The sequence below is a fragment of the Saccharothrix sp. BKS2 genome (assembly GCF_047689505.1).
GTDB lineage: Bacteria > Actinomycetota > Actinomycetes > Mycobacteriales > Pseudonocardiaceae > Actinosynnema > Actinosynnema lopnurensis.
Genome location: NZ_JAUQOL010000002.1, coordinates 70,080 through 93,084, shown reverse-complemented (window position 1 = coordinate 93,084; position 23,005 = coordinate 70,080). Strand labels below are relative to the sequence as shown.

Annotated in this window: 23 protein-coding genes; 13 read left to right on the top strand and 10 right to left on the bottom strand. The window is 73.0% G+C overall.

Annotation, left to right across the window (positions count from 1 at the left end; genetic code table 11):
• Window positions 1-37: 37 nt before the first annotated feature.
• On the bottom strand, window positions 38-961 hold the full coding sequence (locus Q5530_RS03050; protein ID WP_415360568.1) for an aldo/keto reductase: 924 nt from the start codon (window positions 959-961) through the stop codon (window positions 38-40).
• A 92-nt stretch (window positions 962-1,053) separates the two neighbouring features.
• Here Q5530_RS03050 and Q5530_RS03045 point away from each other — a divergent pair, with 92 nt between their 5' ends.
• On the top strand, window positions 1,054-1,875 hold the full coding sequence (locus tag Q5530_RS03045) for an LLM class F420-dependent oxidoreductase (RefSeq protein WP_415360566.1): 822 nt from the start codon (window positions 1,054-1,056) through the stop codon (window positions 1,873-1,875).
• Window positions 1,876-1,923: 48 nt separating this feature from the next.
• Here the strand turns inward: Q5530_RS03045 and Q5530_RS03040 are convergent, their stop codons facing one another.
• Window positions 1,924-2,208 carry a DUF427 domain-containing protein gene (locus Q5530_RS03040; protein WP_415360565.1) on the bottom strand — a complete coding sequence of 95 codons (285 nt, stop codon included), beginning with the start codon at window positions 2,206-2,208 and terminating at the stop codon, window positions 1,924-1,926.
• A gap of 93 nt (window positions 2,209-2,301) precedes the next feature.
• Between Q5530_RS03040 and fbaA the strand changes: the two genes are divergently transcribed.
• On the top strand, window positions 2,302-3,336 hold the full coding sequence (gene fbaA, locus Q5530_RS03035) for a class II fructose-bisphosphate aldolase (RefSeq protein ID WP_380637631.1): 1,035 nt from the start codon (window positions 2,302-2,304) through the stop codon (window positions 3,334-3,336).
• 54 nt (window positions 3,337-3,390) lie between these two features.
• On the opposite strand, the gene Q5530_RS03030 is transcribed toward fbaA, so the two are convergent.
• Window positions 3,391-4,557, bottom strand: coding sequence for a serine hydrolase domain-containing protein (locus Q5530_RS03030; RefSeq protein WP_415360563.1), 1,167 nt, complete (start codon window positions 4,555-4,557; stop codon window positions 3,391-3,393).
• Window positions 4,558-4,625: 68 nt separating this feature from the next.
• The gene (locus Q5530_RS03025; RefSeq protein ID WP_415360561.1) at window positions 4,626-5,744 is read right to left on the bottom strand and encodes a hypothetical protein; all 1,119 of its coding nucleotides are present in this window, start codon (window positions 5,742-5,744) and stop codon (window positions 4,626-4,628) included.
• Between the two features lie 323 nt (window positions 5,745-6,067).
• On the opposite strand from Q5530_RS03025, the gene Q5530_RS03020 reads away from it, so the two are divergent.
• Window positions 6,068-6,478 carry a DUF3151 domain-containing protein gene (locus tag Q5530_RS03020; protein ID WP_380637628.1) on the top strand — a complete coding sequence of 137 codons (411 nt, stop codon included), beginning with the start codon at window positions 6,068-6,070 and terminating at the stop codon, window positions 6,476-6,478.
• A gap of 5 nt (window positions 6,479-6,483) precedes the next feature.
• Window positions 6,484-7,593, top strand: coding sequence for an FUSC family protein (locus Q5530_RS03015; protein WP_415360560.1), 1,110 nt, complete (start codon window positions 6,484-6,486; stop codon window positions 7,591-7,593).
• Here Q5530_RS03015 and Q5530_RS03010 read toward each other — a convergent pair.
• The 3 genes from Q5530_RS03010 to Q5530_RS03000 form a co-directional block, all read right to left on the bottom strand.
• Entirely contained in the window at window positions 7,574-7,822 is a 249-nt protein-coding gene (locus Q5530_RS03010) for a hypothetical protein (protein ID WP_380637626.1), read from the bottom strand. The genes Q5530_RS03015 and Q5530_RS03010 overlap by 20 nt on opposite strands.
• A gap of 6 nt (window positions 7,823-7,828) precedes the next feature.
• Window positions 7,829-8,470, bottom strand: coding sequence for an HNH endonuclease family protein (locus tag Q5530_RS03005; RefSeq protein ID WP_415360559.1), 642 nt, complete (start codon window positions 8,468-8,470; stop codon window positions 7,829-7,831).
• A 108-nt stretch (window positions 8,471-8,578) separates the two neighbouring features.
• Window positions 8,579-9,256: a hypothetical protein gene (locus Q5530_RS03000; RefSeq protein WP_415360558.1), complete on the bottom strand. Its 678-nt coding sequence runs from the start codon at window positions 9,254-9,256 to the stop codon at window positions 8,579-8,581.
• A 71-nt stretch (window positions 9,257-9,327) separates the two neighbouring features.
• On the opposite strand from Q5530_RS03000, the gene Q5530_RS02995 reads away from it, so the two are divergent.
• The 5 genes from Q5530_RS02995 to Q5530_RS02975 all read left to right on the top strand — a co-directional run bounded on the left by Q5530_RS02995 (window position 9,328) and on the right by Q5530_RS02975 (window position 14,439).
• Window positions 9,328-10,620: an adenylosuccinate synthase gene (locus Q5530_RS02995; protein ID WP_415360556.1), complete on the top strand. Its 1,293-nt coding sequence runs from the start codon at window positions 9,328-9,330 to the stop codon at window positions 10,618-10,620.
• 154 nt (window positions 10,621-10,774) lie between these two features.
• The gene (locus tag Q5530_RS02990) at window positions 10,775-11,599 is read left to right on the top strand and encodes an ABC transporter permease (RefSeq protein ID WP_380637622.1); all 825 of its coding nucleotides are present in this window, start codon (window positions 10,775-10,777) and stop codon (window positions 11,597-11,599) included.
• Between the two features lie 11 nt (window positions 11,600-11,610).
• Complete coding sequence (locus Q5530_RS02985) at window positions 11,611-12,345, top strand: ABC transporter ATP-binding protein (protein ID WP_415360555.1); 735 nt, start codon at window positions 11,611-11,613, stop codon at window positions 12,343-12,345.
• Window positions 12,329-13,285 carry an ABC transporter substrate-binding protein gene (locus tag Q5530_RS02980; protein ID WP_415360554.1) on the top strand — a complete coding sequence of 319 codons (957 nt, stop codon included), beginning with the start codon at window positions 12,329-12,331 and terminating at the stop codon, window positions 13,283-13,285. Before Q5530_RS02985 ends, Q5530_RS02980 begins: the two co-directional genes overlap by 17 nt.
• On the top strand, window positions 13,282-14,439 hold the full coding sequence (locus Q5530_RS02975; protein WP_415360553.1) for an LLM class flavin-dependent oxidoreductase: 1,158 nt from the start codon (window positions 13,282-13,284) through the stop codon (window positions 14,437-14,439). The genes Q5530_RS02980 and Q5530_RS02975 overlap by 4 nt, the downstream gene beginning before the upstream one ends.
• Window positions 14,440-14,494: 55 nt before the next feature.
• Here the strand turns inward: Q5530_RS02975 and Q5530_RS02970 are convergent, their stop codons facing one another.
• Window positions 14,495-15,697 (bottom strand): helix-turn-helix domain-containing protein, encoded by a 1,203-nt coding sequence (locus Q5530_RS02970; RefSeq protein ID WP_415360552.1) that lies wholly within the window; start codon window positions 15,695-15,697, stop codon window positions 14,495-14,497.
• 175 nt (window positions 15,698-15,872) lie between these two features.
• Here Q5530_RS02970 and Q5530_RS02965 point away from each other — a divergent pair, with 175 nt between their 5' ends.
• Window positions 15,873-16,778 carry a helix-turn-helix domain-containing protein gene (locus Q5530_RS02965; RefSeq protein WP_415360550.1) on the top strand — a complete coding sequence of 302 codons (906 nt, stop codon included), beginning with the start codon at window positions 15,873-15,875 and terminating at the stop codon, window positions 16,776-16,778.
• A 63-nt stretch (window positions 16,779-16,841) separates the two neighbouring features.
• Here the strand turns inward: Q5530_RS02965 and Q5530_RS02960 are convergent, their stop codons facing one another.
• Window positions 16,842-17,948 carry a glycerophosphodiester phosphodiesterase gene (locus Q5530_RS02960; protein ID WP_415360549.1) on the bottom strand — a complete coding sequence of 369 codons (1,107 nt, stop codon included), beginning with the start codon at window positions 17,946-17,948 and terminating at the stop codon, window positions 16,842-16,844.
• 123 nt (window positions 17,949-18,071) lie between these two features.
• Window positions 18,072-19,625 carry a Na+/H+ antiporter gene (locus Q5530_RS02955; RefSeq protein WP_380637615.1) on the bottom strand — a complete coding sequence of 518 codons (1,554 nt, stop codon included), beginning with the start codon at window positions 19,623-19,625 and terminating at the stop codon, window positions 18,072-18,074.
• 28 nt (window positions 19,626-19,653) lie between these two features.
• Between Q5530_RS02955 and Q5530_RS02950 the strand changes: the two genes are divergently transcribed.
• The 3 genes from Q5530_RS02950 (at window position 19,654) to Q5530_RS02940 (ending at window position 22,996) form a co-directional block, all read left to right on the top strand.
• Entirely contained in the window at window positions 19,654-19,914 is a 261-nt protein-coding gene (locus tag Q5530_RS02950) for a UBP-type zinc finger domain-containing protein (protein WP_415360547.1), read from the top strand.
• 96 nt (window positions 19,915-20,010) lie between these two features.
• On the top strand, window positions 20,011-22,011 hold the full coding sequence (locus Q5530_RS02945; RefSeq protein ID WP_415360546.1) for a TRAP transporter permease: 2,001 nt from the start codon (window positions 20,011-20,013) through the stop codon (window positions 22,009-22,011).
• Window positions 22,004-22,996, top strand: a complete 993-nt coding sequence (locus Q5530_RS02940; RefSeq protein WP_415360544.1) for a TAXI family TRAP transporter solute-binding subunit — start codon at window positions 22,004-22,006, stop codon at window positions 22,994-22,996. Before Q5530_RS02945 ends, Q5530_RS02940 begins: the two co-directional genes overlap by 8 nt.
• The last annotated feature ends 9 nt before the right edge of the window (window positions 22,997-23,005 follow it).

Here is a 23,005-nt window from a genome sequence, read left to right as displayed (position 1 = left end):
CCGTAACGCAACTTACCGCCAGTAAGCTACTGGTCGGTTAAATTGAACTCAGGGTCTCGACCTCCTCGGCGCCCAGGCGCAGCGCCAGGGCCGGGAGCAGGGCCTTGAGCTGCTCCTCCGTCCTCGCGCTGGCGATGGGCGCGGCCACGGTCGGCTGCGCGGCGAGCCAGGCCAGGGCCACCGCCGCCTGGGTGGTGCCGTGCGCCTCGGAGATCTCGTCGAGGGCCCCGAGGAGCCGCAGCCCGCGCTCGTCGAGGTACTGGGAGGCGGCCCTCGCGCGGACGCTGTCGACCTCCACGCCCTCGCGGTACTTGCCGGTCAGGAAGCCCTTGGCCAGGCCCCAGTACGGGGCGGTGGCCAGCCCGTGGGCCTGGACCGCCTCGCGGAGTTCGCCCTCGTAGGAGCGGTCCACGAGGTTGTAGGGCTGCTGGAGCGCGACGAACGGGGCGAGGTTCTCGCGCTCGGCCGTCGCCAGGGCCGAGGTGAGGCGCTCGGCGGTGTAGTTGGACGCGGCGACGTACCGGACCTTGCCCTTGCGGACCAGCGCGTCGAACGCGGCCAGGGTCTCCGCCTGGTCGGTGCCCGGGTCGTCCCGGTGGGCGTAGTACAGGTCGATGTGGTCCACGCCCAGGCGGCGCAGCGAGTCCTCGGCGGCGCGCTCGATCGTGTCCGCCCGCAGGTTGTCCAGGCCGTCGAGCATCCCCACCTTGGTGGCCACGACCACGTCGTCCCGGTTGCCGCGCCGGGCCAGCCACCGGCCGATGACCGCCTCGGACTCGCCGCCGGTGTGGCCCTCCGCCCACGCCGAGTAGGCGTCGGCCGTGTCGATGAAGTCGCCGCCGGCCTCGGTGAAGCCGTCCAGCACCGCGAACGAGGTCTCCTCGTCGGCGGTCCAGCCGAAGACGTTGCCGCCCAGGCACAGGGGCGCCACGTCCAGGTCGCTGGTTCCCAGTTTCGTCATGCGGCGAACGTAACTCCGGGACGCGGTCGGCGCCGATCGGAGCAGGCAGGACTAAATCGAGCGGTCCGGTGGTTGCTCCGACGGGAGGCGAGATGGCTGTTGAGTTGGGGCTTTGGGGCGTGTGGGGCCGGGCGGACCAGTGGGTCGGCCGGGGCGAGGACGCCGCCGAGCTGGAAGAACTCGGGTACGGGGCCCTGTGGCTGGGCGGGTCGCCCGACGGGACCGCGATCGGGACCGCGGGCGAGCTGCTGGGCGCCACCGGGCGGATCGCGGTGGCGACCGGGATCCTGAACGTGTGGACCACGCCCGCCGCCGAGGTGAACGAGGGCTACCGGGCGCTGGCCTGGACCGACCGGTTCCTGGTCGGCATCGGGGCCGGTCACCGGGAGGTGGTGGGCGAGGCGTACCACAGCCCGTACCGGAAGCTGCTGCACTACCTGGACGAGCTGGACGTGCCCCGGGACCGGCTGGCGCTGGCCGCCCTCGGGCCGCGGGTGCTCGCGCTGGCGGCGGCGCGGACGAGCGTCGCCCACCCCTACCTGGTGACGCCCGAGTACACGGCCGGCGCGCGCGAGGTCGTGGGGCGCGGGGTGCTCCTGGCCCCCGAGCAGCACGTGGTGCTGGAGGAGGACCCGACGCGGGCCCGCGAGCTGGCCCGGGAGGGGCTGTCGCTCTACCTCGGGCTGCCCAACTACACCCGGAACTGGCTGCGGCACGGGTTCACCGAGGACGACCTCGCGGGTGGCGGCAGCGATCGGCTGGTCGACGCCCTGGTGGCCTGGGGTTCACTCGACCGTGTCGTGCGGCGGGTGCGCGAGCACCACGAGGCGGGCGCCGACCACGTGGCGTTGCAGGTGGTCGGCGCCGCTGACCTCCGGGCCGCGCACCGGGAGCTCGCGGCCGCCCTGTTCTAGTCGGACACCTTCTGGTCGGACACCTTCTGGTCGGACACCTCGGACTTCCTAGTCGGACACCTCGACGCCGCGCCAGAAGGCGACGTGGCCCTTGATCTCGGCCGCGGCCGCCTTCGGCTCGGCGTAGTACCACGCGGCGTCGGGGTTGTCCCGGCCGTCCACGTGCAGGGTGTAGTAGTTCGCCGTGCCCTTCCACGGGCAGACCGTCGTCATGTCCGACGGCCTGAGGTACTGCTCGCGGACGGACTCCAGGGGGAAGTAGTGGTTCCCCTCCACGATCCGGGTTTCGTCGCTCTCGGCGATGACCTCGCCGTTCCACCGTGCGGTCGCCATGACCCCACTATGCCGGTGATCAACTGCGGCCGGCGGGGGTAGCCGTAGGATGCTGCCGACACCGCGTTCCGGGCACCCGAGGAGGACCCACCGATGCCCATCGCAACCCCCGAGGTCTACGCCGAGATGCTCGACCGCGCGAAGGCGAACGAGTTCGCCTACCCCGCGATCAACGTCACCTCGTCCGAGACCCTCAACGCGGCCCTGCGCGGATTCGCGGAGGCCGAGAGCGACGGGATCATCCAGGTCTCGACCGGTGGTGCCGAGTTCGCCTCGGGCACCAAGGTCAAGGACATGGTGACCGGCGCGGTTGCGCTGGCGGAGTTCGCGCACGTCGTCGCCGAGAAGTACCCGGTGAACATCGCGCTGCACACCGACCACTGCCCCAAGGACAAGCTGGACGGCTACGTCCGCCCGCTGGTCGCGATCAGCCAGGAGCGGGTGGACCGGGGCCTCAACCCCCTGTTCCAGTCGCACATGTGGGACGGCTCGGCCGTGCCGCTGGACGAGAACCTGAAGATCGCCTCCGAGCTGCTCGACCTCACCGCCAAGGCCAGGATCATCCTGGAGATCGAGGTCGGCGTGGTGGGTGGCGAGGAGGACGGCGTCGCCCACGAGATCAACGAGAAGCTCTACACCTCGCCCGAGGACTACCTCAGGACGGTGGACGCGCTGGGCGCCGGCGAGAAGGGCCGCTACCTGGTGGCGGCGACCTTCGGCAACGTGCACGGCGTGTACAAGCCGGGCAACGTGAAGCTGCGCCCCGAGATCCTCAAGCAGGGCCAGGACGTGGTGGCCGAGAAGCTGGGCCTGCCGGCCGGCTCGAAGCCGTTCGACCTGGTGTTCCACGGCGGCTCCGGCTCGCTGCTGGAGGAGATCCACGAGGCGCTGACCTACGGCGTCATCAAGATGAACATCGACACGGACACGCAGTACGCGTTCACCCGTCCGATCGTGGGTCACTTCTTCCAGAACTACGACGGCGTGCTGAAGGTGGACGGCGAGGTCGGCAACAAGAAGGCTTACGACCCGCGGTCCTACCTCAAGGCCGCCGAGCAGGGCATGGCCGCCCGCATCGCCCAGGCGTGCGAGCACCTGAAGTCCTCCGGCCGCATGATCGCCGGCTGACCACCGCGGCACGTCGAAGGCCCCCTCCGGGTGTTCCCGGAGGGGGCCTTCGCGCTACCGGCCGTACATGCGGCAGACGGCCGCGTCCACCAGGGCCCGCTGGGCCTCGGCGGCCTCGGGGCGCGCCAGGTCGTAGGTGGTGGTCAGCAGCACGGTGACCGCGCGGGCGCCGGTCGGGTCGGTGTAGTGGTGGCTGCGGTAGCCGGGGAAGCCGCCGGAGTGGCCCCAGACCGTGCCGCACGGGGAGTGGACCTCCACCGCGCCCAGGCCGTAGCCGTGGCCGTCCCCCCGGGGCACGGAGGCGCGCAGCTCGGCCAGGTGGCCCGCCGGGAGCAGGCGGCCGGACATCAGCGCCCGCAGGAAGCGCTGCCAGTCGCGCGCGGTGGACACCAGCCCGCCCGCCGCCCACGCCTGGTGCAGGTCGATGCCCGTGACGTCCACGTGGTCGTGGCGGCGCGGCCCGGCGAACCCGTCGCCGACGGGCGTGCCCGGCGGGAACAGCGGCGCCAGGTGCTCGGGGTCCGGCTCGTAGCCGTGGGCGTGCCGGCCGGCGAAGCGGGCGTCGCGGGGCAGGTAGGTGTCGCGCAGGCCGAGCGGCCGGGTGATCCGGTCCACCACGAGGCTCTCGTAGGACCGGCCGGTCGCGCTCTCCAGCACCAGGCCGGCCAGGGTGTAGTTGGTGTTGCTGTAGTCCCAGCGCGCGCCCGGCGCGAACAGCGGCGGGTGGTCGAACGCCACGGCCAGCAGGTCGGCGGGCGTCCACGGGTCGGTGGTCCGGCCGGTCAGCAGGGGCAGCGCGCGGACGTCGTCCAGGTAGTCGAACAGGCCGCTGGTCTGGTTGAGCAGCATCCGCGTGGTGATGGCGCCGCCGTTCGGCACGGTGCCGGGCAGCCACCGCTCGACCGGGGCGTCGAGGTCGAGCACCCCCTCGGCGTCGAGCTGGAGGGCGAGGGTCGCGGTGACCGTCTTGGTGTTGGAGGCCATCCGGAACTCGTCGCCGGCGCGCAGGTGGTGGTCGGCGCGGGTCCAGCCGGCCTGCCGGACCAGCTCGGTTACCCGGCGGCCGTCGTCCACGCGGACGACGACGCCCGGGATGCCCGCGGCCAGCGCCCGCCCGACCTCGTCGTGGAGGCCGGCGGGCGCGGCGGCGCCGGCGGTGGCCGTGCCGGCCACCAGGACGGCGGCCACCAGCGCGGTAATCAGGGACGCGGCTCTGCGCATCGGGTGCTCCCCCCTGAGGATCTTCGGTGTCGCCGTCGATCCTCGGGGGGAGAGCCGCACGGGCGGGATCAGGCGGCCACCAGGGTTTCCCGGGGGGTTCTCCTCACCACCAGGCGGTCGACGGCCAACCACAGCACGGCCAGCACCAGGAACGCCGCGACGGCCGACGGGTAGGAGATCGGCGGCGCCGCGTCGACCGACTGCTGGGCCCAGATCCCGCCGTAGCCCAGGCCGGTGACGGCCGCCGCGCCGACCACGGCGGCCAGCGGCGCGGGCAGCCGGCCCAGGTGGGCGGCGTCCACGGCCAGGCCGATGAGCAGCAGGAACAGCGGCACGGCGGACAGCGGGAAGTCCGCGCCCGCGAGCAGCGGCCAGATCAGGCAGCGGTAGGCGACGTAGCCGCCCGCCACGGCGGTCGCGGCCCAGCGCCGGTCCAGCGTGCGGCGGGCCAGGACGAGCACCAGGGCGGCCGCCACCAGCCCCCACACCGGGTACACCCAGTCCGCGATGGGCAGCGAGAACTGCACCACGGACTGCCGGTCGACCGGGCGGCCGATCTGGTCCGCCGCGAACTGGAGCAGGATCGGCTCGGCGTACGGATCGCCGCGGTCCCACGAGGCGATCTCCAGCACCCCGTACTCCTGGTGCTGGTTCGGGAACCAGGCGTTCTCCAGGAAGAAGAACCACAGCGCGGCCAGGCCCGGGACGCGCCACCGGTCCGCCGGGTAGTGCTGCCGCCAGCCCCTGATCGCGCCCGCGAGCATGATCGCCGTGCCCAGGTAGAGCAGGGCGTGCGAGCCGCTCCACGAGGTGATGTCCAGGCCGTTGACCCGGTGGTTGATCAGGTCGATCGGCAGTGCGATGAGGAACACACCGGTGCCCCACTGCATCAGGCGCAGGGCTTTGCGGTCCGCCCCGTAGCCCGTGTAGGTGTGGAAGAGCGTCAGCCCGACCACGAGCGCCGTGCCCAGCGTGTTGATCATGTGCGGCGGGGCCAGCTCGTCCCGCAGCCACTTGAAGTGCCAGGCCACGTCCCACGACGAGCCGAGCAGCTTGAGCAGCAGGCCCGCCAGCCACAGCCGGTACAGCACCGCGGCCAGGTCGGTCGGCGTCTCCCGACCGGGCTCACCGCGTTCCCAGTACAGGTCGCGGTAGTGCGCGACCCGGTCCACAACCCCCGTTTTCACCCGCCCATGATGCTGCCCGGTCCGGGCCACCGGAAGGGTGCTGTCCCCCGGTCTTTCCCGACCACCCCTTAGGGGACGGTCCGTGACCAGGGAATTCCGCACCGTTTTCGCCTCGCCGGGTGACGGTCGTTGCTCCGGGTGGCCGAAGGGTGCAGGGTGCGGGGCTGAGAGTCCGCTGAGAACCAGGCTGAGAACCAGGCTGAGAACCGGGCCGAGAACCAGGGAGTGTCGGATGGGCAAGAAGGTCGTGGCCGGCGTCGTCGTCTCCGCCATGGTGCTGGCACTGCTCGCGGCCGCCGCGTCGGTCTTCCTATCCTGACCGCATGGAAAACCTGTTCGGTGGTCCCGAACCCACGTTGCTGCCCGAACGGCCCGAGGCGCAGGCCGCGGCCGAGGCGGGCACTGACCCCGGCAAGATCGTGCGCGCCTACCCCGACTTCAGCGAGGCGTGGGCGCTGCTCGCCGAACGGGCGTTGCAGACCGGCGACCCGGTCGCGGGCTACGCCTACGCGCGCACCGGCTACCACCGCGGGTTGGACCAGCTGCGTCGGTCGGGCTGGCGCGGGCACGGCCCGGTCCCGTGGTCGCACCGCCCCAACCAGGGCTTCCTGCGCGCGCTGGCCGCGCTGGCCCGCGCCGCCGACGAGATCGGCGAGACCGAGGAGCACCAGCGCTGCCGGCAGTTCCTCGCCGACAGCGACCCCTCGGCGCCCGCCGCGCTCGGCCTGAGCTGACGCGCGTGGTCGAGGTGCGCGCCGAGGTGGCGCGCAGGCTCCAGCGGTGGCGGAGCACGGCCCTGCCGATCACGCAGGCCGGGCTCGCCGCCGGGTTGTCGTGGCTGGTGGCCACCGACGTGGTGGGTCACGCGCACCCGTTCTTCGCGCCGATCGCCGCGGTCGTCTGCCTGGGCGTGTCGCTCGGGCAGCGGCTGCGGCGGGTGGTGGAGCTGGTCGTCGGCGTCTCGGTCGGGGTCGGCGTCGGCGACGTGCTGATCTCCCTCATCGGCTCCGGGCCGTGGCAGATCGCGCTGGTGGTGGCGCTGGCGATGTCCTCGGCGGTGCTGCTGGACGGCGGCGCGGTGATCGCGTTGCAGGCCGGGTCGTCGGCGGTGCTGGTGGCGACCCTGCTGCCGCCCAGCGCGGGCGGCGGGCTGGACCGCATGGTGGACGCGCTGATCGGCGGCCTGGTCGGGCTCGCGGTGACCGCGCTGCTGCCCGCGAACCCGCTGACCGTGGCGCACCGGCAGGCGCGGGTGGTGTTCGGCGAGCTGGCCGCCGGGCTGCGGGGCGTGGCCGCGGCGGTGGCCGAGCGGGACGCCGCGCGGGCGGCCGGCGTGCTCGCGCGGCTGCGGGACAGCCAGGAGGCGATGGACGAGTTCCGCTCCGCGCTGCGGACCGGCGGCGAGATCGCCACCATCGCCCCGATCCGCTGGCGCAGCAGGCACGACCTGCGCCGCTACGAGACGGCCGCGGTGCCGCTGGACTACGCGCTGCGCAACACGCGCGTGCTCACCCGGCGGGCGCTGGCGGCCCTGCGCGACGGCGAGCGGGTGCCGGAGGTGCTGCCCGACGTGCTGCGGCAGTACGCGGCGGCGGCGGACCTGCTGCGCACCGAGCTGGGCCGCGGCGAGGAGCCGGAGCGGGCGCGGAGCGCCGTGTGCGAGGCGGCGCGGGCGACCACGGGGCAGCTGGGCGGCGAGGGCTTCTCCACCCGGGTGGTGCTGGCGCAGGTGCGGTCGGTGGCCGTGGACCTGCTCCAGGCCACGGGCCTGTCGCGGGCCGAGGCGGCGGAGTCGCTGCCGCCCCTGACCCGCGGGGGCGGCGGCGAGGTCACCCCTCCGGCCGGTTGAGCACGCCGAGCAGCACCCGGTGCACGGCGTCGAGGTCGCGCGGGTCGGCCAGCCGGCACGACGCGCCGGTGACGGCGTACCACTCCTCCGCGCCCTCGTAGCGCACCAGGGCGCGCAGCACGCCCTTGTCCAGCGTGGTGCGCAGCTCCAGGTCGCCGGTCACCACGCCGACCTCGTCGGTCATCACGCCGCCTGGTCCGGCCACGAAGGGGGAGGAGCGGTCAGCCATCGGTCATCAGCACCTTCCGAGCATGGTCTGCAACGCTGACTTCTCCGCGGAGTTCACCGTCAAACCCCAGCGGTACTTGGTGCGCGTCCACATCTTGGCGTAGGTGCACCAGTAGGAGGTCGACGGCGGCTTCCACTGCGCCGGGTCCTGGTCGCCCTTGGCCTGGTTGACGTTGTCGGTGACGGCGATGAGCTGCGGCCCGGCCAGGTCGTTGGCGAACTGCTCGCGCCGGGCCGTGGTCCAGCCCGACGCGCCCGAGCGCCACGCCTCGGCCAGCGGCACGACGTGGTCGATGTCCACGTCGGCCGCGGCGCTCCAGGTCGCGCCGTCGTACGGGCTGTACCAGCGGCCGGACGTGGCGGCGCAGGACGAGTCGGTGACCACGTTCGTGCCGTCGCGCTTGAGCACCTGCTCCCGGGTGTTGCAGGCGCCCGAGACGGTGCTCCAGTGCGGGAACTTGTCCCGCGAGTAACCGGAGGAGGACCCCTCGGAGGCCACCGCGAGCGCGTTCAGCTCCGCCTGGGCGGTGCCGGTGCTCGGGATGCCCGGCGGGGTCGCCAGGGCGGGGGTGGCCAGGCTCAGGGTCAGCGCACCAGCCAGGAGCAGGGAGGCAGTCGAGAATCGCGCGGTCTTGATAACCGTTGACATAATTCCGACCTTCCTAGTTGGAAGCTGTCGGAACCACCCTGGTGCTGTTCTCCTGCCGCCACAACGCTTCCGGGTGACACTCCTGTGTCGCGGGGGGAAATTCCTCCGTCACTGCACCCCGCGCACCAGGCGCAGGTCCTCCGTGTGGCGGTACCAGGTCCACTTGCCCATCGGGCGCGGGTGCGGCACCCCGTCCGAGGTCACCTCCACCGGCAGGCAGCCCAGCTGGAACGCGCGCGCCGGCGTCGTGGTCACGCGGCGGCCGAGCAGCCGCTTGCTGATCACGTGCACGAGCAGGCCGGGTCCGCCATCCGGGTCCGGGGTCACCTCGATCCGGCTCGCCTGGCCGCGCAGCACCACCGTGTCGTCGCCGTAGCCGACCCCGCGCACCGGACCCAGCGAGCCCCGGCCCACGAGCACGCCCCCCACGTCGTCGCGCACCAGCGACACCCGGTCGGCGTCACCCGACAGGGCGAGGTCGAGCGCGCGGCCCGGGTCGGTGGGCAGGCCCCACAGCTCGGCCACCGCCGACCGCCGGTCCACCGGCACGTAGCCCACGGGCACCTCGGTGAGCCGCTCGGCGCGCAGCAGCCGCAGCGCCACGGCGCTGAGGTCGGCGTCCGTGCCGTGCACCACGAGACGTCCGTCACCCAGTTCGGCCAGCACCGGGTCGACCTCGTCCCGACCCGGCCTGGACGCTACCCGGCGAACCTCGAACCGATCACCGTCGGTGACCGCCGGCGACTGCGTGTTTCCGCAGGCCAACACGATTCCGCGCACCTTCATCTCCTGGACTACGCTCGACCACCGGCATTCGCTCTTGCCAACACCGTCCGTTCGACCTCTTGGAGTTTCACATGCCGGCCGTAGTGCTGATCGGCGCCCAGTGGGGCGATGAGGGCAAGGGCAAGGCGACCGACCTGCTCGGCGACCGCGTCCAGTGGGTGGTCCGCTACCAGGGCGGCAACAACGCCGGCCACACGGTGGTGCTGCCCGACGGGCAGAAGTTCGCCCTGCACCTCATCCCCTCCGGCATCCTCACCCCCGGTGTGACCAGCGTCATCGGCAACGGCGTCGTGGTCGACCCGGGCGTGCTGCTGGAGGAGGTGGCCGGGCTGGACGAGCAGGGCGTGGACACCAGCCGGCTGATCATCTCCGCCGACGCGCACCTGATCATGCCCTACCACGTGGCCATCGATAAGGTCACCGAGCGGTACCTGGGCAAGGCGAAGATCGGCACCACCGGCCGCGGCATCGGTCCGTGCTACCAGGACAAGATCGCCCGCGTCGGCGTCCGCGCCCAGGACCTGCTCGACGAGAAGATCCTGCGGCAGAAGGTCGAGGCCGCGCTGGACTTCAAGAACCAGGTGCTGGTCAAGGTCTACAACCGCAAGGCGCTCGACGCCGGCCAGGTCGTGGACAGCGTGCTGGAGCACGGCTCGAAGTTCTCCGACCGGATCGCCGACACCCGGCTGCTGCTCAACCAGGCGCTGGACCGCGGCGAGACCGTGCTGCTGGAGGGCTCCCAGGGCACCCTGCTCGACGTGGACCACGGCACCTACCCGTTCGTCACCTCGTCCAACCCGACCTCGGGCGGCGCCTCGGCGGGCTCGGGCATCGGGCCGACGAAGATCACCACGGTGATCGGCATCCTCAAGGCGTACACCACGCGCGTGGGCTCCGGTCCGTTCCCGACCGAGCTGAACGACGACATGGGCGAGCTCCTGCGCAAGACCGGCGGCGAGTTCGGCGTGACCACCGGCCGCTCGCGGCGCACCGGCTGGTTCGACGCGGTGATCGCCCGCTACGCGGCCCGGGTCAACGGCATCACCGACTACTTCCTCACCAAGCTGGACGTGCTGTCCGGCCTGGAGAAGGTGCCGGTGTGCGTGGGCTACACCATCGACGGCACGCGGGTCGACGAGATGCCGATGACGCAGACCGACGTGCACCACGCCGTGCCGGTGTACGAGGAGCTGCCGGGCTGGTTCGAGGACATCAGCCACTGCCGCACCTTCGAGGAGCTGCCCGCCAACGCCCGCGCCTACGTCGAGCACCTGGAGCGGATCTCCGGCGCCCGGATGTCGGCCATCGGCGTCGGCCCGGGTCGTGACCAGACGATCGTCCGGCACGACATGCTGGCCGGCTGAAATCTTTTCCCAGTACCTCCGGAGCCGACGCAATCGGTTCCGGAGGTATTTTCACGATTCGGGACGCGTTGACTTCTCCCGCCCGTCACCGAAAACTCGGACTCGCTGATCAGCGCGTTGTCGTCCGTGTTTCCGGTTCCGCTGGGAGAAATCCGTGTCGGTTTCCACCGCGGGTGTTGTCACGCGTCCAGAACCCGCATCCGCGGCGCGAACACCCGTTGTCAGAAAAAGAAGACCACCCGATCTGCGCCGCTGGCTCAGCCCTCTCGGCCTGCTCGTGCTGTGGCAGGTCGCCGGCAGCACCGGCGTGCTGCCCGAGGACAAGCTCGCCTCGCCGCTGACCGTGTTCGCCTCCGCCTACGAGCTGGTGCTCGACGGGCAGCTGGTGGACGCGTTCCTGGTCTCGCTCGGCCGGGTCGCGATCGGCTTCCTCATCGGCGGGGTCGTCGGCTCCGCGCTGGGCCTGGTGTCCGGCCTGTCCCGGTGGGGCGAGCGGCTGTTCGACCCGCCGGTGCAGATGCTGCGCACGCTGCCGCACCTGGGCCTGGTCCCGCTGTTCATCCTGTGGTTCGGCATCGGTGAGGAGCCGAAGCTGGCGCTGGTCGCGGCGGGCGTGGCGTTCCCGCTGTACCTGAACCTGCACGCGGGCATCCGGCAGACCGACCCGGCGCTGCTCGACGCCGCCCGCGTGCTCGGCTACAGCCGGTTCGAGCGGGTCGTCCACGTCGTGCTGCCGTCCGCCGTGCCGCAGACGCTGGTGGGCCTGCGGATCGCGCTGGGCGCGGCGTGGCTGTCGCTGATCGTCGGTGAGCAGGTCAACGCCGACGCGGGCATCGGCTACCTGATCAACAACGCCCGCGAGTTCCTGCGCACGGACGTCGTGGTGGTGGGCCTGCTGGTCTACGCGCTGCTCGGGCTGACCACGGACGCGCTGGTGCGCGCGCTGGAGAGGAGGGTGCTGCGGTGGCGGGCCCGATGAGGACGAGCGCGGTGAGGACGAGCGCGGTGAAGACCGGCGCGGTGACGACCAGCGCGGTGAGCATCCGGGGGCTGGTCAAGGAGTTCGGGCCGCGGCGCGTGCTCGACGGCCTGGACCTGGAGGTGGCGCCCGGCGAGTTCGTGGCGCTGCTGGGGCGCAGCGGCTGCGGGAAGTCCACGCTGCTGCGGGTCCTGGCGGGGCTCGACCCGGACGCCGAGGGGACGTTCTCGGTGCCGGCCAAGGTGTCCGTCGCGTTCCAGCAGCCGCGGCTGCTGCCGTGGCGGAAGGTGTGGCGCAACATCTCGCTGGGGCTGCGGGACGTGGACGGCCGGGCGGTGGCGGAGCGGGCGCTGGCCGAGGTGCGGCTGGCCGACCACGCCGACGCGTGGCCGCTGACCCTGTCCGGCGGCGAGGCGCAGCGCGTGTCGCTGGCGCGGGCGCTGGTGCGCGAACCGGAGCTGCTGCTGCTCGACGAGCCGTTCGGCGCGCTGGACGCGCTGACCCGCTCCGCGATGCACCGGCTGGTGGAGCAGCTGTGGCGGGAGCACCGGCCCGCCGTGCTGTTCGTGACGCACGACGTGGACGAGGCCCTGCTGCTGGCCGACCGCGTCGTGGTGCTCGACCGGGGCCGGATCGTGGCCGAGCACCACGTGGACCTGCCGCGACCGCGGCGCCGCGCGTCCCTCGCGGACCGGCGCGTGGAGATCCTCTCCGACCTGGGGGTGAACGATGCGGAAGCTGCTTAGCGCCCTGACCGCGGCGGTCCTGGTGCTGACCGGGTGCGGCGGCGGTCCCGACGCGTCCTCGGACGGGGAGGTCGTGCTCAGGGTCGGTGACCAGAAGGGCGGCGCGAAGTCGCTGCTCACCGCCGCCGGCCTGCTCGACGACTTCCCGTACGAGATCGAGTGGTCGACGTTCAGCTCCGGCCCGCCGCTGCTGGAGGCCGCGTCCGCGGGTGCGATCGACCTCGGCGGGGTCGGCAACACGCCGCCGATCTTCGCCGCCGCCGCGAACGCCCGGATCGCGGCCGTCTACTCGGCTCAGGGCAGCGTGGAGGGCGACGCGCTCCTGGTGCCCGCCGACTCGCCGCTCAAGTCCGCGGGCGAGCTCAGGGGCCGGAGCATCGCGGTGGCCAAGGGCAGCTCCGCCCACGGCCAGGTGCTGCTGACCCTCGCCTCCGAGGGCCTGACCACCAAGGACGTGACGCTGAACTTCCTCCAGCCCTCCGACGCCTACTCGGCGTTCACCCAGGGGCGCGTCGACGCCTGGGCCGTGTGGGACCCCTACACCTCGCAGGCGGAGCTGGAGGCGGACGCGCGCGTGCTCACCGACGGGAGCGGCAAGTCCAACGGCTACACGTTCCAGGTGGCCGGGCGCGCGGCGCTGGCCGACCCGGGCAAGGAGGCCGCGATCAAGGAGTACGTGAAGCGGTACGCGCAGGCCCAGCGGTGGGCCGACACGCACCGCGAGGAGTGGGCCGCGACGTGGGCCGCCGAGACCGGGCTGGAGGTCGAGGTGGCGCGCCGGGCCGTCGAGCGCGGCGGTGACCTGCCGGTGCCGCTCGACGACGCGGTGGTCGCCTCCGAGCAGGAACTGGCCGACGCGTTCACCGCGGACGGCGCGCTGCCCGGCAGGGTGGTCTTCAAGGACTTCGTGGACACCCGTTTCCGGGGAGAGCTGTCATGAGCGTCGTGCTGCACTGGTTCCTGCCCACCTCCGGCGACGGGCGGACGGTCGTGGAGCGCTTCCACGCCAACCGCTCGCTGGGCGCGTCCGCCGCCCGCGACCCCGACATCGACTACCTGGCCCAGGTCGCGCAGGCCGCCGAGCGCAACGGCTTCGAGGGCGTGCTCACGCCCACCGGCACGTGGTGCGAGGACGCCTGGCTGACCACGGCGGCGCTGGTCGCCCGGACCACGACGCTGAAGTTCCTGGTCGCGTTCCGGCCCGGGGTGATCTCGCCGACCCTGGCCGCCCAGATGGCGGCCACCTACCAGCGGCTCTCCCGGGGCAGGCTGCTGCTCAACGTGGTGACCGGCGGCGACGAGGTGGAGCAGCGCCGGTTCGGCGACTGGCTCGACCACGACCAGCGGTACGCGCGCACCGACGAGTTCCTGCACGTGGTGCGGGCCGTGTGGAGCGGGACGCCGCTCGACTTCGAGGGCGCGCACTACCGGGTCGAGGGCGCCACCCTGATGGGCGTGCCGGACCCGGTGCCGCCCATCTACTTCGGCGGCTCGTCCGACGCGGCCCTGCCGGTCGCGGCCCGGCGCGCGGACGTCTACCTGACGTGGGGCGAACCCCCGGCGCAGGTGGCCGAGAAGATCCACCGGGTGCGGGAGCTGGCGGGCGACCGCCCGATCCGCTTCGGCGTCCGGCTCCACACCATCAGCCGCGACACCTCCGCCGAGGCGTGGCGGGAGGCCGAGAAGCTGCTGGAGGCGCTCGACCCGGTCCAGGTGGCGCGGGCGCAGGAGCAGCTGGGTGCCTCGCAGTCGGTGGGGCAGCAGCGGATGGTCGCCCTGCACGGCGGGGACCTGTCGAGGGGCGTGCGCGGGCTGGAGGTGCACCCCGGGCTGTGGGCGGGGATCGGCCTGGTGCGCGGCGGCGCGGGCACGGCGCTGGTCGGCAGCCACTCGGAGGTGGCCGACCTGATCGAGGAGTACCACGCGGTGGGGGTGGACGAGTTCGTGCTGTCCGGCTACCCGCACCTGGAGGAGGCGTTCTGGTTCGGCGAGGGCGTGCGGCCGATCCTGGCGCGGCGCGGTCTGCTGCGCGTGCCGGGGGCGGAGGTCGAGGTGCCGGCGGCGCGGGGGGCGGTGGCGGTCGAGGGTTCCTGAGGCGGGGTCGGGGCGCCCGGACCGGGCGCGCCGGTCCGGGCGCCCCGGTCCGGTGTCAGACCTTGACGCCTGCCCAGCGGGCGAATCCGGCCAGGGAGTCGGTGGCGCGCCGGTCGGCGGCGGCGATGGCGTGCAGGGTTTCGCGGACGGCCGGGTGGTACCGGGTCTGCTGGGGTGAGACGGCGCGGGCGGTGTGCAGGGATTGGAGCGCCTTCTCGCGGTTGCCGTGCAGGACCCAGGCGCGGGCCACGTCGATGTGGTGGTGGCCGATCCTGGTCGCGTCCTCCCCGAGGTCGTCCAGGGGCAGGTGCGTCCTCTCGGCGCGGGCGACGGCGGTGGTGCCGTCCAGCATCTCCACCGGCACCGCGACGGAGTGGATCTCCACGTTGGCGCGGTTGGAGGCGAACTGGAAGTAGGGGGCCACCGGCACGCCCCGGGAGACGATGTCGCGGGCCTCGTCGACGTGCGAGTCCGCGTCCCGGCCATTGCCCCGGCGCGCCTCGAAGATGGCCTGGCGCAGGTGGAGCTGGGCGACGACGGACAACGCCTCGGGGGTGCCCTGCTCCCCGGCCAGCGCCAGGGCGCGGTCGACGTTGCGCATCCCGAGGTCGTAGTCACCCCGGAAGAGTTGCAGGGTCGACCGGCTGAACCGCGCGACCGCGACCCGCAGCGGATCGCCGGACCGCCGGGCCGCGTGGCCCATCCGGTCCCGGGCCAGCGCGGTCAGGTCGAGGTAGCCGAACAGGTAGGTGGCCGCCGCCACGAGGCTGTAGGCGTCGTGCAGGAGGGTGTGGGCCTCCTCGGTGGCGGTGGTGCCGGATGCCTCGTCCAGGTTGGCGTACAGGTGCTGGAGCAGCAGCGGCAGGCGTTCGGTCATGAGGGTGTAGCGGCTCCTGCGGCGCAGTGCCTCGCCCTCGTCGAGCGCCGCGCGCAACCGGGCGGTGTCCCACACCGGTCCGTCGAGCCGGGGGTCCTCGTAGGAGTCGAGGGCGCGGCGCAGTTCCGGGATTCCGGCGCGGTCCTGGCCGGTGTCGACCGTCAGCTCCTCGTAGGGCTGTCCCGTCAACGCCGTCACCTCGACGCCGAGCGCCTTGGCGCAGGCGGCGATGAACGCGGGTGACGCCGGTGCGTGCCCCGCCTCCACCTTCTTCACCAGGCTCATGCTCACGTGCGCCGCCGTGGCGAGCTGGTGCTGCTTGAGCCCCAGCAGTTTCCGCAACGCGGCGACCCTCTGCCCGACTCCGGTAGCGTCGTCCACGATCCGGCTCCTCACCTCGGCTGCCGTTCTCGAGGGTCCCACCCACGCCCCGGTGGTCCCCATCCCCTGATCAGGCTTGAACTTGCTTTGATCCTCGGGCCGTCAAAGGATGGCCACTCTCCACGCACTGTAATCGAGTGGATACGTTGCGTGCGCGCAACAGTGGAGGGCGACCATGGACGTCGGCGAGGACGAGTGGAAGTCGCAGCGGGCGAGCACCGCGTACAGCCGGTGGCTGGGTGAGGAGCTGCGGCAGCTGCGCGGCGCGCGCAAACCGGCCGCGATCGCGGCCCGGCTGGGGTGGAGCATCTCCAGGCTGGCGAAGCTGGAGAACGGGAGCCGGGGCACGGCCGACGTCGAGCTGGGCGCGCTGCTGGGCCTCTACGGCGCCGACGCCGCCACCCGGGAGCGGCTGGTCCGGATGTCGCGCGACCCCCGCCCGGACGGCTTCGTGTGCGTGCACGCCGACCGCCCCGCCGACGACGTCCTGCCGCTGGTCCTGCACGAGCGGCTGGCCGTGGCGATCTCCCACTACAGCCCGCTGGTGGTGCCCGCGCCCCTCCAGTCCGAGGACTACGCGCGGGCGGTGCTGGCCGGCCGGCGGCAGGCGGGGGCGCCGGAGGCGACCCTGACCGCCCGCATCGACCGCCGGTCCCGGGTCGAGGGCACGCCGGCGGAGTTCTTCGTGGACGAGTGGACGCTCACCCCGCGCGGCCACGACCCGGGTGTCCTGGCCGACCAGGTGATGTACCTGCGCCTGGTGGCCAACGCGCCGACCACCTCGGTGCGGGTGGTCCCGGCGGGGTCGGCCGTGGCGCCGGCCGTCGACCACCCGTTCTCGATCTTCACCCTGGAGCGGCCCCTCCGGTCCGTGGTGTGCGTCGAGATGCACGCGGTGACCGGCTTCGTCGAGCGCGACAGCGGGGTGGAGACCTACGCCCGCCTGCGCGACCTCCTGGCCGGGGCGGCGCTGTCGCCGGAGGGGTCGCGGCGGTTCCTGGAGGAGGTGTCGGACTGGTACGAGCGCGGCGGCACCACCCCCTGGCCGGGCGCCGCCGTGCTCGGCCGGCCGGCCGCGTAGGGCTCTCGCGGGAGCTGACGGAGGGCCCTGGACCGGGCCCTCCGCCGCGAGCCGCCGGGGCCGTCAGCCGTTGCGGGCCTCCACGGCCGTGTCCGGGTTGTCGGCGAACACCCCGTCCAGGCCGGTGGCGTAGAACCTGGCGTACTCCTCCAGCGCCCGCCCGTAGGCGGCCGGGTCGGTGGAGGTGCGCAGGTCGGCGGGCAGGAAGGTGTTCTCGTTGCGGAACGTCCACGAGTGCACGGTCAGGCCGCGCACGTGGGCGTCGCGGACCAGCGTGGTGGGCTGCCCGAGGTTGCCCGCCGCGTCGCGCGGGATGATCAGCGGCTTCTCCACGCCGATGCCCGACGCGTAGGCGCGGAGGTCGCGCAGGCCGTCGGGCGTGACCAGGTCGCGGTAGGTGCGCTTGTCACCCGCCTTGACGAAGTCGTACGGCGCGCCGGAGGCGCTGACCAGCTGCACCAGCGGCACCCGCAGCCGCGACTTGAGCCACTTCAGGTTCGCCACCTCGAACGACTGCACGTACACCCGGGCGCCGTGCCGGTTGAGGCCCTTGCGGTTGAGCACGTCCACCAGCCGCGGCTCCAGCGGCAGGCCGATCTCCTGGAAGTAGGTGGGGTGCTTGGTCTCCGGGTAGATCCCGATCTCGCGCCCCAGCTCGCGGGACAGCCGCCGCGACAGGTCGATGACCTCCTCGAAGGTCGGCACCTCGAACCGGCCGTTGTAGAGGGTGTTGCGCGCCCGGACGTCCGGGATGCGCTCGACCGCCCGCAGCGTCTTCAGCTCGGCCAGCGTGAAGTCCTCGGTGAACCAGCCGGTCAGCGGCGCGCCGTCGATGACCTTCGTGGTCCGGCGCGCGGCGAACTCCGGCCGCGACGCCACGTCCGTGGTGCCGCCGATCTCGTTCTCGTGCCGCGCGACCAGCTTGCCGTCCCTGGTGGCCACCAGGTCGGGCTCGACGTAGTCCGCGCCCATCCGGGCGGCCAGCTCGTACGCGGCCAGCGTGTGCTCCGGCCGGTACCCCGACGCGCCCCGGTGGCCGATCACCAGCGGCCCCTTGCGGGCGTGCGGCACGCGGTCGTCACCGCTCGCCGCGCCCCACGGGAGCGCCACCGCCAACCCGGCCACCGCCACGACGGCGAGCGCCGCCCCGACGATCCTCGTCCGCACCATCGCCGACCTCCTGTCAAGGTTCCAGACGCGCGGCAGCCTCGTCGCGCACCGCGACGCCCCGATCACCGTAGGGTGAAGCGCAGGCCACGTCACGGTGAACACGTCACGGTGACCACCGCCCGTTCACTCCCGGGCCAGGGCGGCTTCCTCCAGGTCCAGCTCGCGCAGCACCCGCGCCAGCACCTCGTCGTCGATGCGACCCTGGTCCCGCGCCTCCACGAACACCGAGCGCTCGGCGTCGAGCATGGTGCGCCGCAGCCGCCGGAACGAGGCGGCCGGCGACTCGTCCTCCTGCCGCCCCAACCGCTCCCACGCCGCGTTGCCGCGGTGCTCGGCCATCAGCCGCAGCCGGTGCACGACGTGCTCGGGCGCGTTGTCGCCGGAGTCCACCACCTGGTCGAGCCGCTGCACCGCGGCCGCCGCGGCGGCGTGCTGCACCTGCGCCTCGGCCAGCGCGTCGGCCCGCGCCTCGTCGCCGCGGTGCCCCAGCTTCCGGATCACCAGCGGCAGCGTCATGCCCTGGAGGAGCAGCGTGCCCACGGTGACCACGAACGCGCAGAACACGATCACGTCCCGGCCGGGCAGGTCCAGCGGCAGCGCGGCGGCGGCGGCCAGCGACACCACGCCCCGCATCCCCGCCCACGAGATGACCGTGACGCCCCGCCAGCCCGGCGCCTCCTCCCGCTCGCGGATCCGCCGGAACAGCCACCGGGGCAGGTAGGCCGCCGGGTACATCCACGCGAACCGCACCAGGATCGTCGCCAGCAGCACCGCGCCCGAGGCCCACACCAGCGCCGGCGTGAGGTCCACCGCGTCCACGACCGTCTTGAGCTGCAACCCGATCAGGGCGAACACGAACGACTCCAGCAGCACGTCCACCGACCGCCACACGGCCGTGTCCTGGAGGCGCGTGTAGTACGAGGTGCTCGGCGCGTGGTGCCCGATGTAGAGCCCGGCCACCACCACCGCCAGCACGCCGGACGCGTGCAGCTCCTCGGCGAACAGGTACGCGCCGAACGGCACGAGCATCCCCAGCGAGCTCTCCATCACGCCGTCGTCCAGCCGGGCCCGCAGCCACCGCACGCCCACGCCGATCGCCAGGCCGACCAGCACGCCGCCGCCCGCGCTGACCGCGAACGTGCCCGCGCCGCCCGCCCAGCTGGCGGTGGCGCCCGCCGCGGCGGCCACCGCGACCTTGTACGCGGTCAGCGCGGTCGCGTCGTTGATCAGGCTCTCGCCGGTGAGCAGGGTCATGGTGCGGCGCGGCAGGTTCAGCCGCCGCCCGACCGCCACCGCCGCCACCGCGTCCGGCGGCGCGATCACCGCGCCCAGCACCATGGCCGACCACAGCGGCAGCTCCGGCAGCACGAGGTGCGCCACCCAGCCGACCGCGACCGTGGTGGCCAGCACCAGGCCCACCGAGAGCAGCCCGATCGGCCGCAGGTTGGCCCGGATGTTGTGGTACGAGCTGTCCAGCGCCGCCGAGTACAGCAGCGGCGGCAGCACCAGGACCAGGATCAGCTCCGGTTCCAGGGTGAACGCCGGCAGGCCCGGGATGAACGACACCGCCAGGCCGACGCCCACCAGCACCAGCGGGGCCGACCACCCGAGCCTCCGGGCGGCCGCGGTGACGATCAGCGAGCCCACGAGCAACATCAGCAGTTCCGGTCCGTGCATGGCGCAATCTTGCGTGATGATGGTCGGCATGACCTGCCCCCACGTCGAAGAGCTGCCCGCATCGGTCGAACCCGACAACCCCGACGGGTGCGCCGACTGCCTCGCCGTAGACGAGCACAACTGGGCCCACCTGCGGATCTGCCTGTCGTGCGGGCACGTGGCGTGCTGCGACTCCAGCCCGCGCCGCCACGCCTCCGCGCACTTCCACGCCGACGCGCACCCGGTCATGCGCTCGTTCGAGCCGGGTGAGGACTGGCGGTGGTGCTACGTCGACAACCGGGTCGTGTGAGGCGTCTTTACAGTCCCTTTAGCCGGTCGGCCTATGGCTGTGACCCGCGACACAAGTAACTTCGGGAGCGCCTGAGACCAAGCGCGGCACGAAGGGGTGCGCGTGTCGACCAAGACGCAGACCGGGGAAACGCCCGACATCGACGGGTTGCTGGCCGAGTACGACGAGGAACGCCCCTCGCGCTCGCTCTCCCGCCGGTGGGAGCTGGGCGTGTGGGCGGCGGGGCTCGCCGTCTCGCTGCTGGTGCTCAAGCAGGTGTTCTGGCCGTTCGCCAAGGGCGGCCAGTTCTACCTGGTCGTCTTCCTGGCGGTGACGCTGCCGCTGGTGTTCCTCTGCTACCGGCCGCGCGGGCGGCGCGGGGAGCCGGACGACCCGGGCGTGGTGGACCTGCTCCTGGCCGGCGCCGCGTTCGCGGTGGCCGCCTACCCGCTGTTCGGCGGGTTCGACGCGTTCCTGGACCGGCAGGGGCAGCTGACCCCGGTGGACGTGCTCGCCGGGACCGTGCTGCTGGTGCTGGTCCTGGAGGCGTGCCGGCGGACCACCGGCTGGGTGCTCCCGGTGGTGTGCGCGGCGTTCGTCGCGTTCGCCTACTACGGCGGCTACCTGCCGCCGTCCTGGGACATCTCGCACGCCGGCGTGGACTTCGGCCAGATCATCAACGGCTTCTACAACGACGCCTCCGGGTTCTACGGGACGCCGCTGGACGTCGCCGCCACCTACATCGTGCTGTTCACCATCTACGGCGCGGTGCTCAACGCCTCCGGCGCGGGCGCGTTCTTCGTGGACATCAGCTTCGCCGCGTTCCGCCGGTCCCGCACCGCGCCCGGCCGCACGGCCGCCACCGCCGGGTTCCTGCTCGGCACCGTGTCCGGCTCCGGCACCGCCACCACCGTGTCGCTGGGCGCGGTGACGTGGCCGATGCTGAAGAAGGCCGGCTACCCGAGGGAGAACGCGGGCGGGCTGCTCGCCGCCTCGGGCATCGGGGCGATCCTGTCGCCGCCGACCCTGGGCGCGGCGGCGTTCATCATCGCCGAGTTCCTGGAGACCTCCTACCTCCAGGTGCTGGTCTGGGCGATCCTGCCGACCCTGCTGTACTACCTGGGCATCGCGCTGGCCGTGGAGATGGACGCGCGGCGGTTCGGCGCGAAGCCCGTGGACGTCGACGTACCCAGCCCGTGGGCGCTGCTCAAGCGCGGCGGCTACCACTTCCTGTCGCTCGCGGTGATCGTGGTGTTCCTCGCGCTGGACATCCCGGTGTACTCGGCGGTCGTCTACGCCACCGGCGTCGCGGCGCTGTTCGCGCTGATCGCGCGGCGGGGCGACGTGCGCGGGTGGGCGCGGGCGCTGCTGGACTCGCTGTCCACCGGGGTCCGCTCGGCGTTGCCGGTGATCGCGGTGTGCGCGGCGGCGGGCGTGATCACCTCGACGATCACCAAGACCGGGCTGGGCCTGGTGCTGGCCTCGACGCTGGTGGACGTGGCGCGGGCGATCTCGTCGGACCCCACCGCGGTGCTGGTCGTCACGGCGGTGCTGGCGGCGGTCGCGGTGGGCGTGCTCGGGCTCGCGGTGCCGGTCACCGCCTCGTTCATCATCGCCTGGGTGGTGATCGGGCCCGCGCTCATCGAGTTGGGCGTGGCGCGCGAGGAGGCGGCCATGTTCATCTTCTACTACGCGGTGCTGTCGGAGGTGACGCCGCCGACCGCGCTGGCCGCCGTCGCCGCGGCCGCGATCACCGGCGGTGACGTCATGAAGACCATGTGGCGGACGTGGAAGTACACGCTGCCCGCGTTCCTCGTGCCGCTCGCGTTCGTGCTCACCGACAACGGCGCGGGCCTGCTGCTGCGGACGTCCCTCCTCGACTCCCTGTGGGTGTTCGCGGTGTCCGCGCTCGGCGTGGCCGCGCTGGCGGTGCTCACGGGCGGGTGGCTGTTCGGTCCGGCGAGGTGGCCCGAGCGGGCGCTGTGCGCGCCCGCCGCCGCGGCCCTGCTCTACCTGCAACCGGTGACCGTCGCGGTCGGCCTCGGGTTCCTGGCCGCCGCGGTGGCGGTGCACCTCGTCCTGCGCAAGACCTCGGGAAAGGAACAGCAACATGCGTAGCTGGGCGCTGAAGGTCGCCGCCGGAGGGCTGGCGATCGGCCTGGTCGCCGCCGGGTGCGGCGGCAAGAGGACCCCCGACGCCGCCGCGCCCCCGGGCGGCGGGGCCGCCTGCGAGGCGGCGGACGGCCGGATCACCATCGCCACCGGCAACTCCGGCGGCGTGTACTACGTCGTCGGCGGCGGCCTGGCCAAGCTGATCAGCGACAACACCAAGCTCAAGGCCACCGCCGCGGAGACCGGCGCGTCCGTGCAGAACATCCAGCAGCTGGTCGCGAACGACTACGACGTGGCGTTCTCGCTGGCCGACACGGCGGCCGACGCGGTGGCGGGCAAGGGCGCGTTCGACGGGAAGCCGCAGGACGTCAAGGCGCTGACCAGGCTGTACCCGAACTACACGCAGGTGCTGGTGCGCGCCGACTCCGGGATCGAGTCGATCGCCGACATGCGCGGCAAGCGGATCTCCACCGGCTCGCCCAAGTCCGGCACCGAGGTCATCGCCCACCGCCTGCTCACCGCCGCCGGGCTGAACCCGGAGACCGACGTCCAGGCGCAGCGGCTCGACCTGGCCAAGACCGCGGACGGCATGAAGGACGGCAGCCTCGACGGCCTGGTGTGGAGCGGTGGCCTGCCGACCGCGCAGATCACCGACATCACCACGTCGCTGGAGGACCAGGTGAGGTTCATCGACATCACGCCGCAGCTCGACGCGCTCAAGCAGGTCAACGAGGTCTACGACCGGGGCGTCATCCCGGCCGCCACCTACGGGCAGCCGGCCGACGTGCCGACGGTCGTGGTGCCGAACGTGCTGCTGGTGCGGTCGGACTTCCCCGAGGGCGACGCGTGCGCGGTCACCAGGCTGATCTTCGACCGGAAGGCCGAGCTGGAGGCGGTGCACCCGGCGGCGAAGGGCATCGCCCGCGAGGAGGCCGCGAACACCGACCCGGTGCCCCTGCACCCCGGCTCGAAGGATGCCCTGGGCGGGTGACCGGGCCGG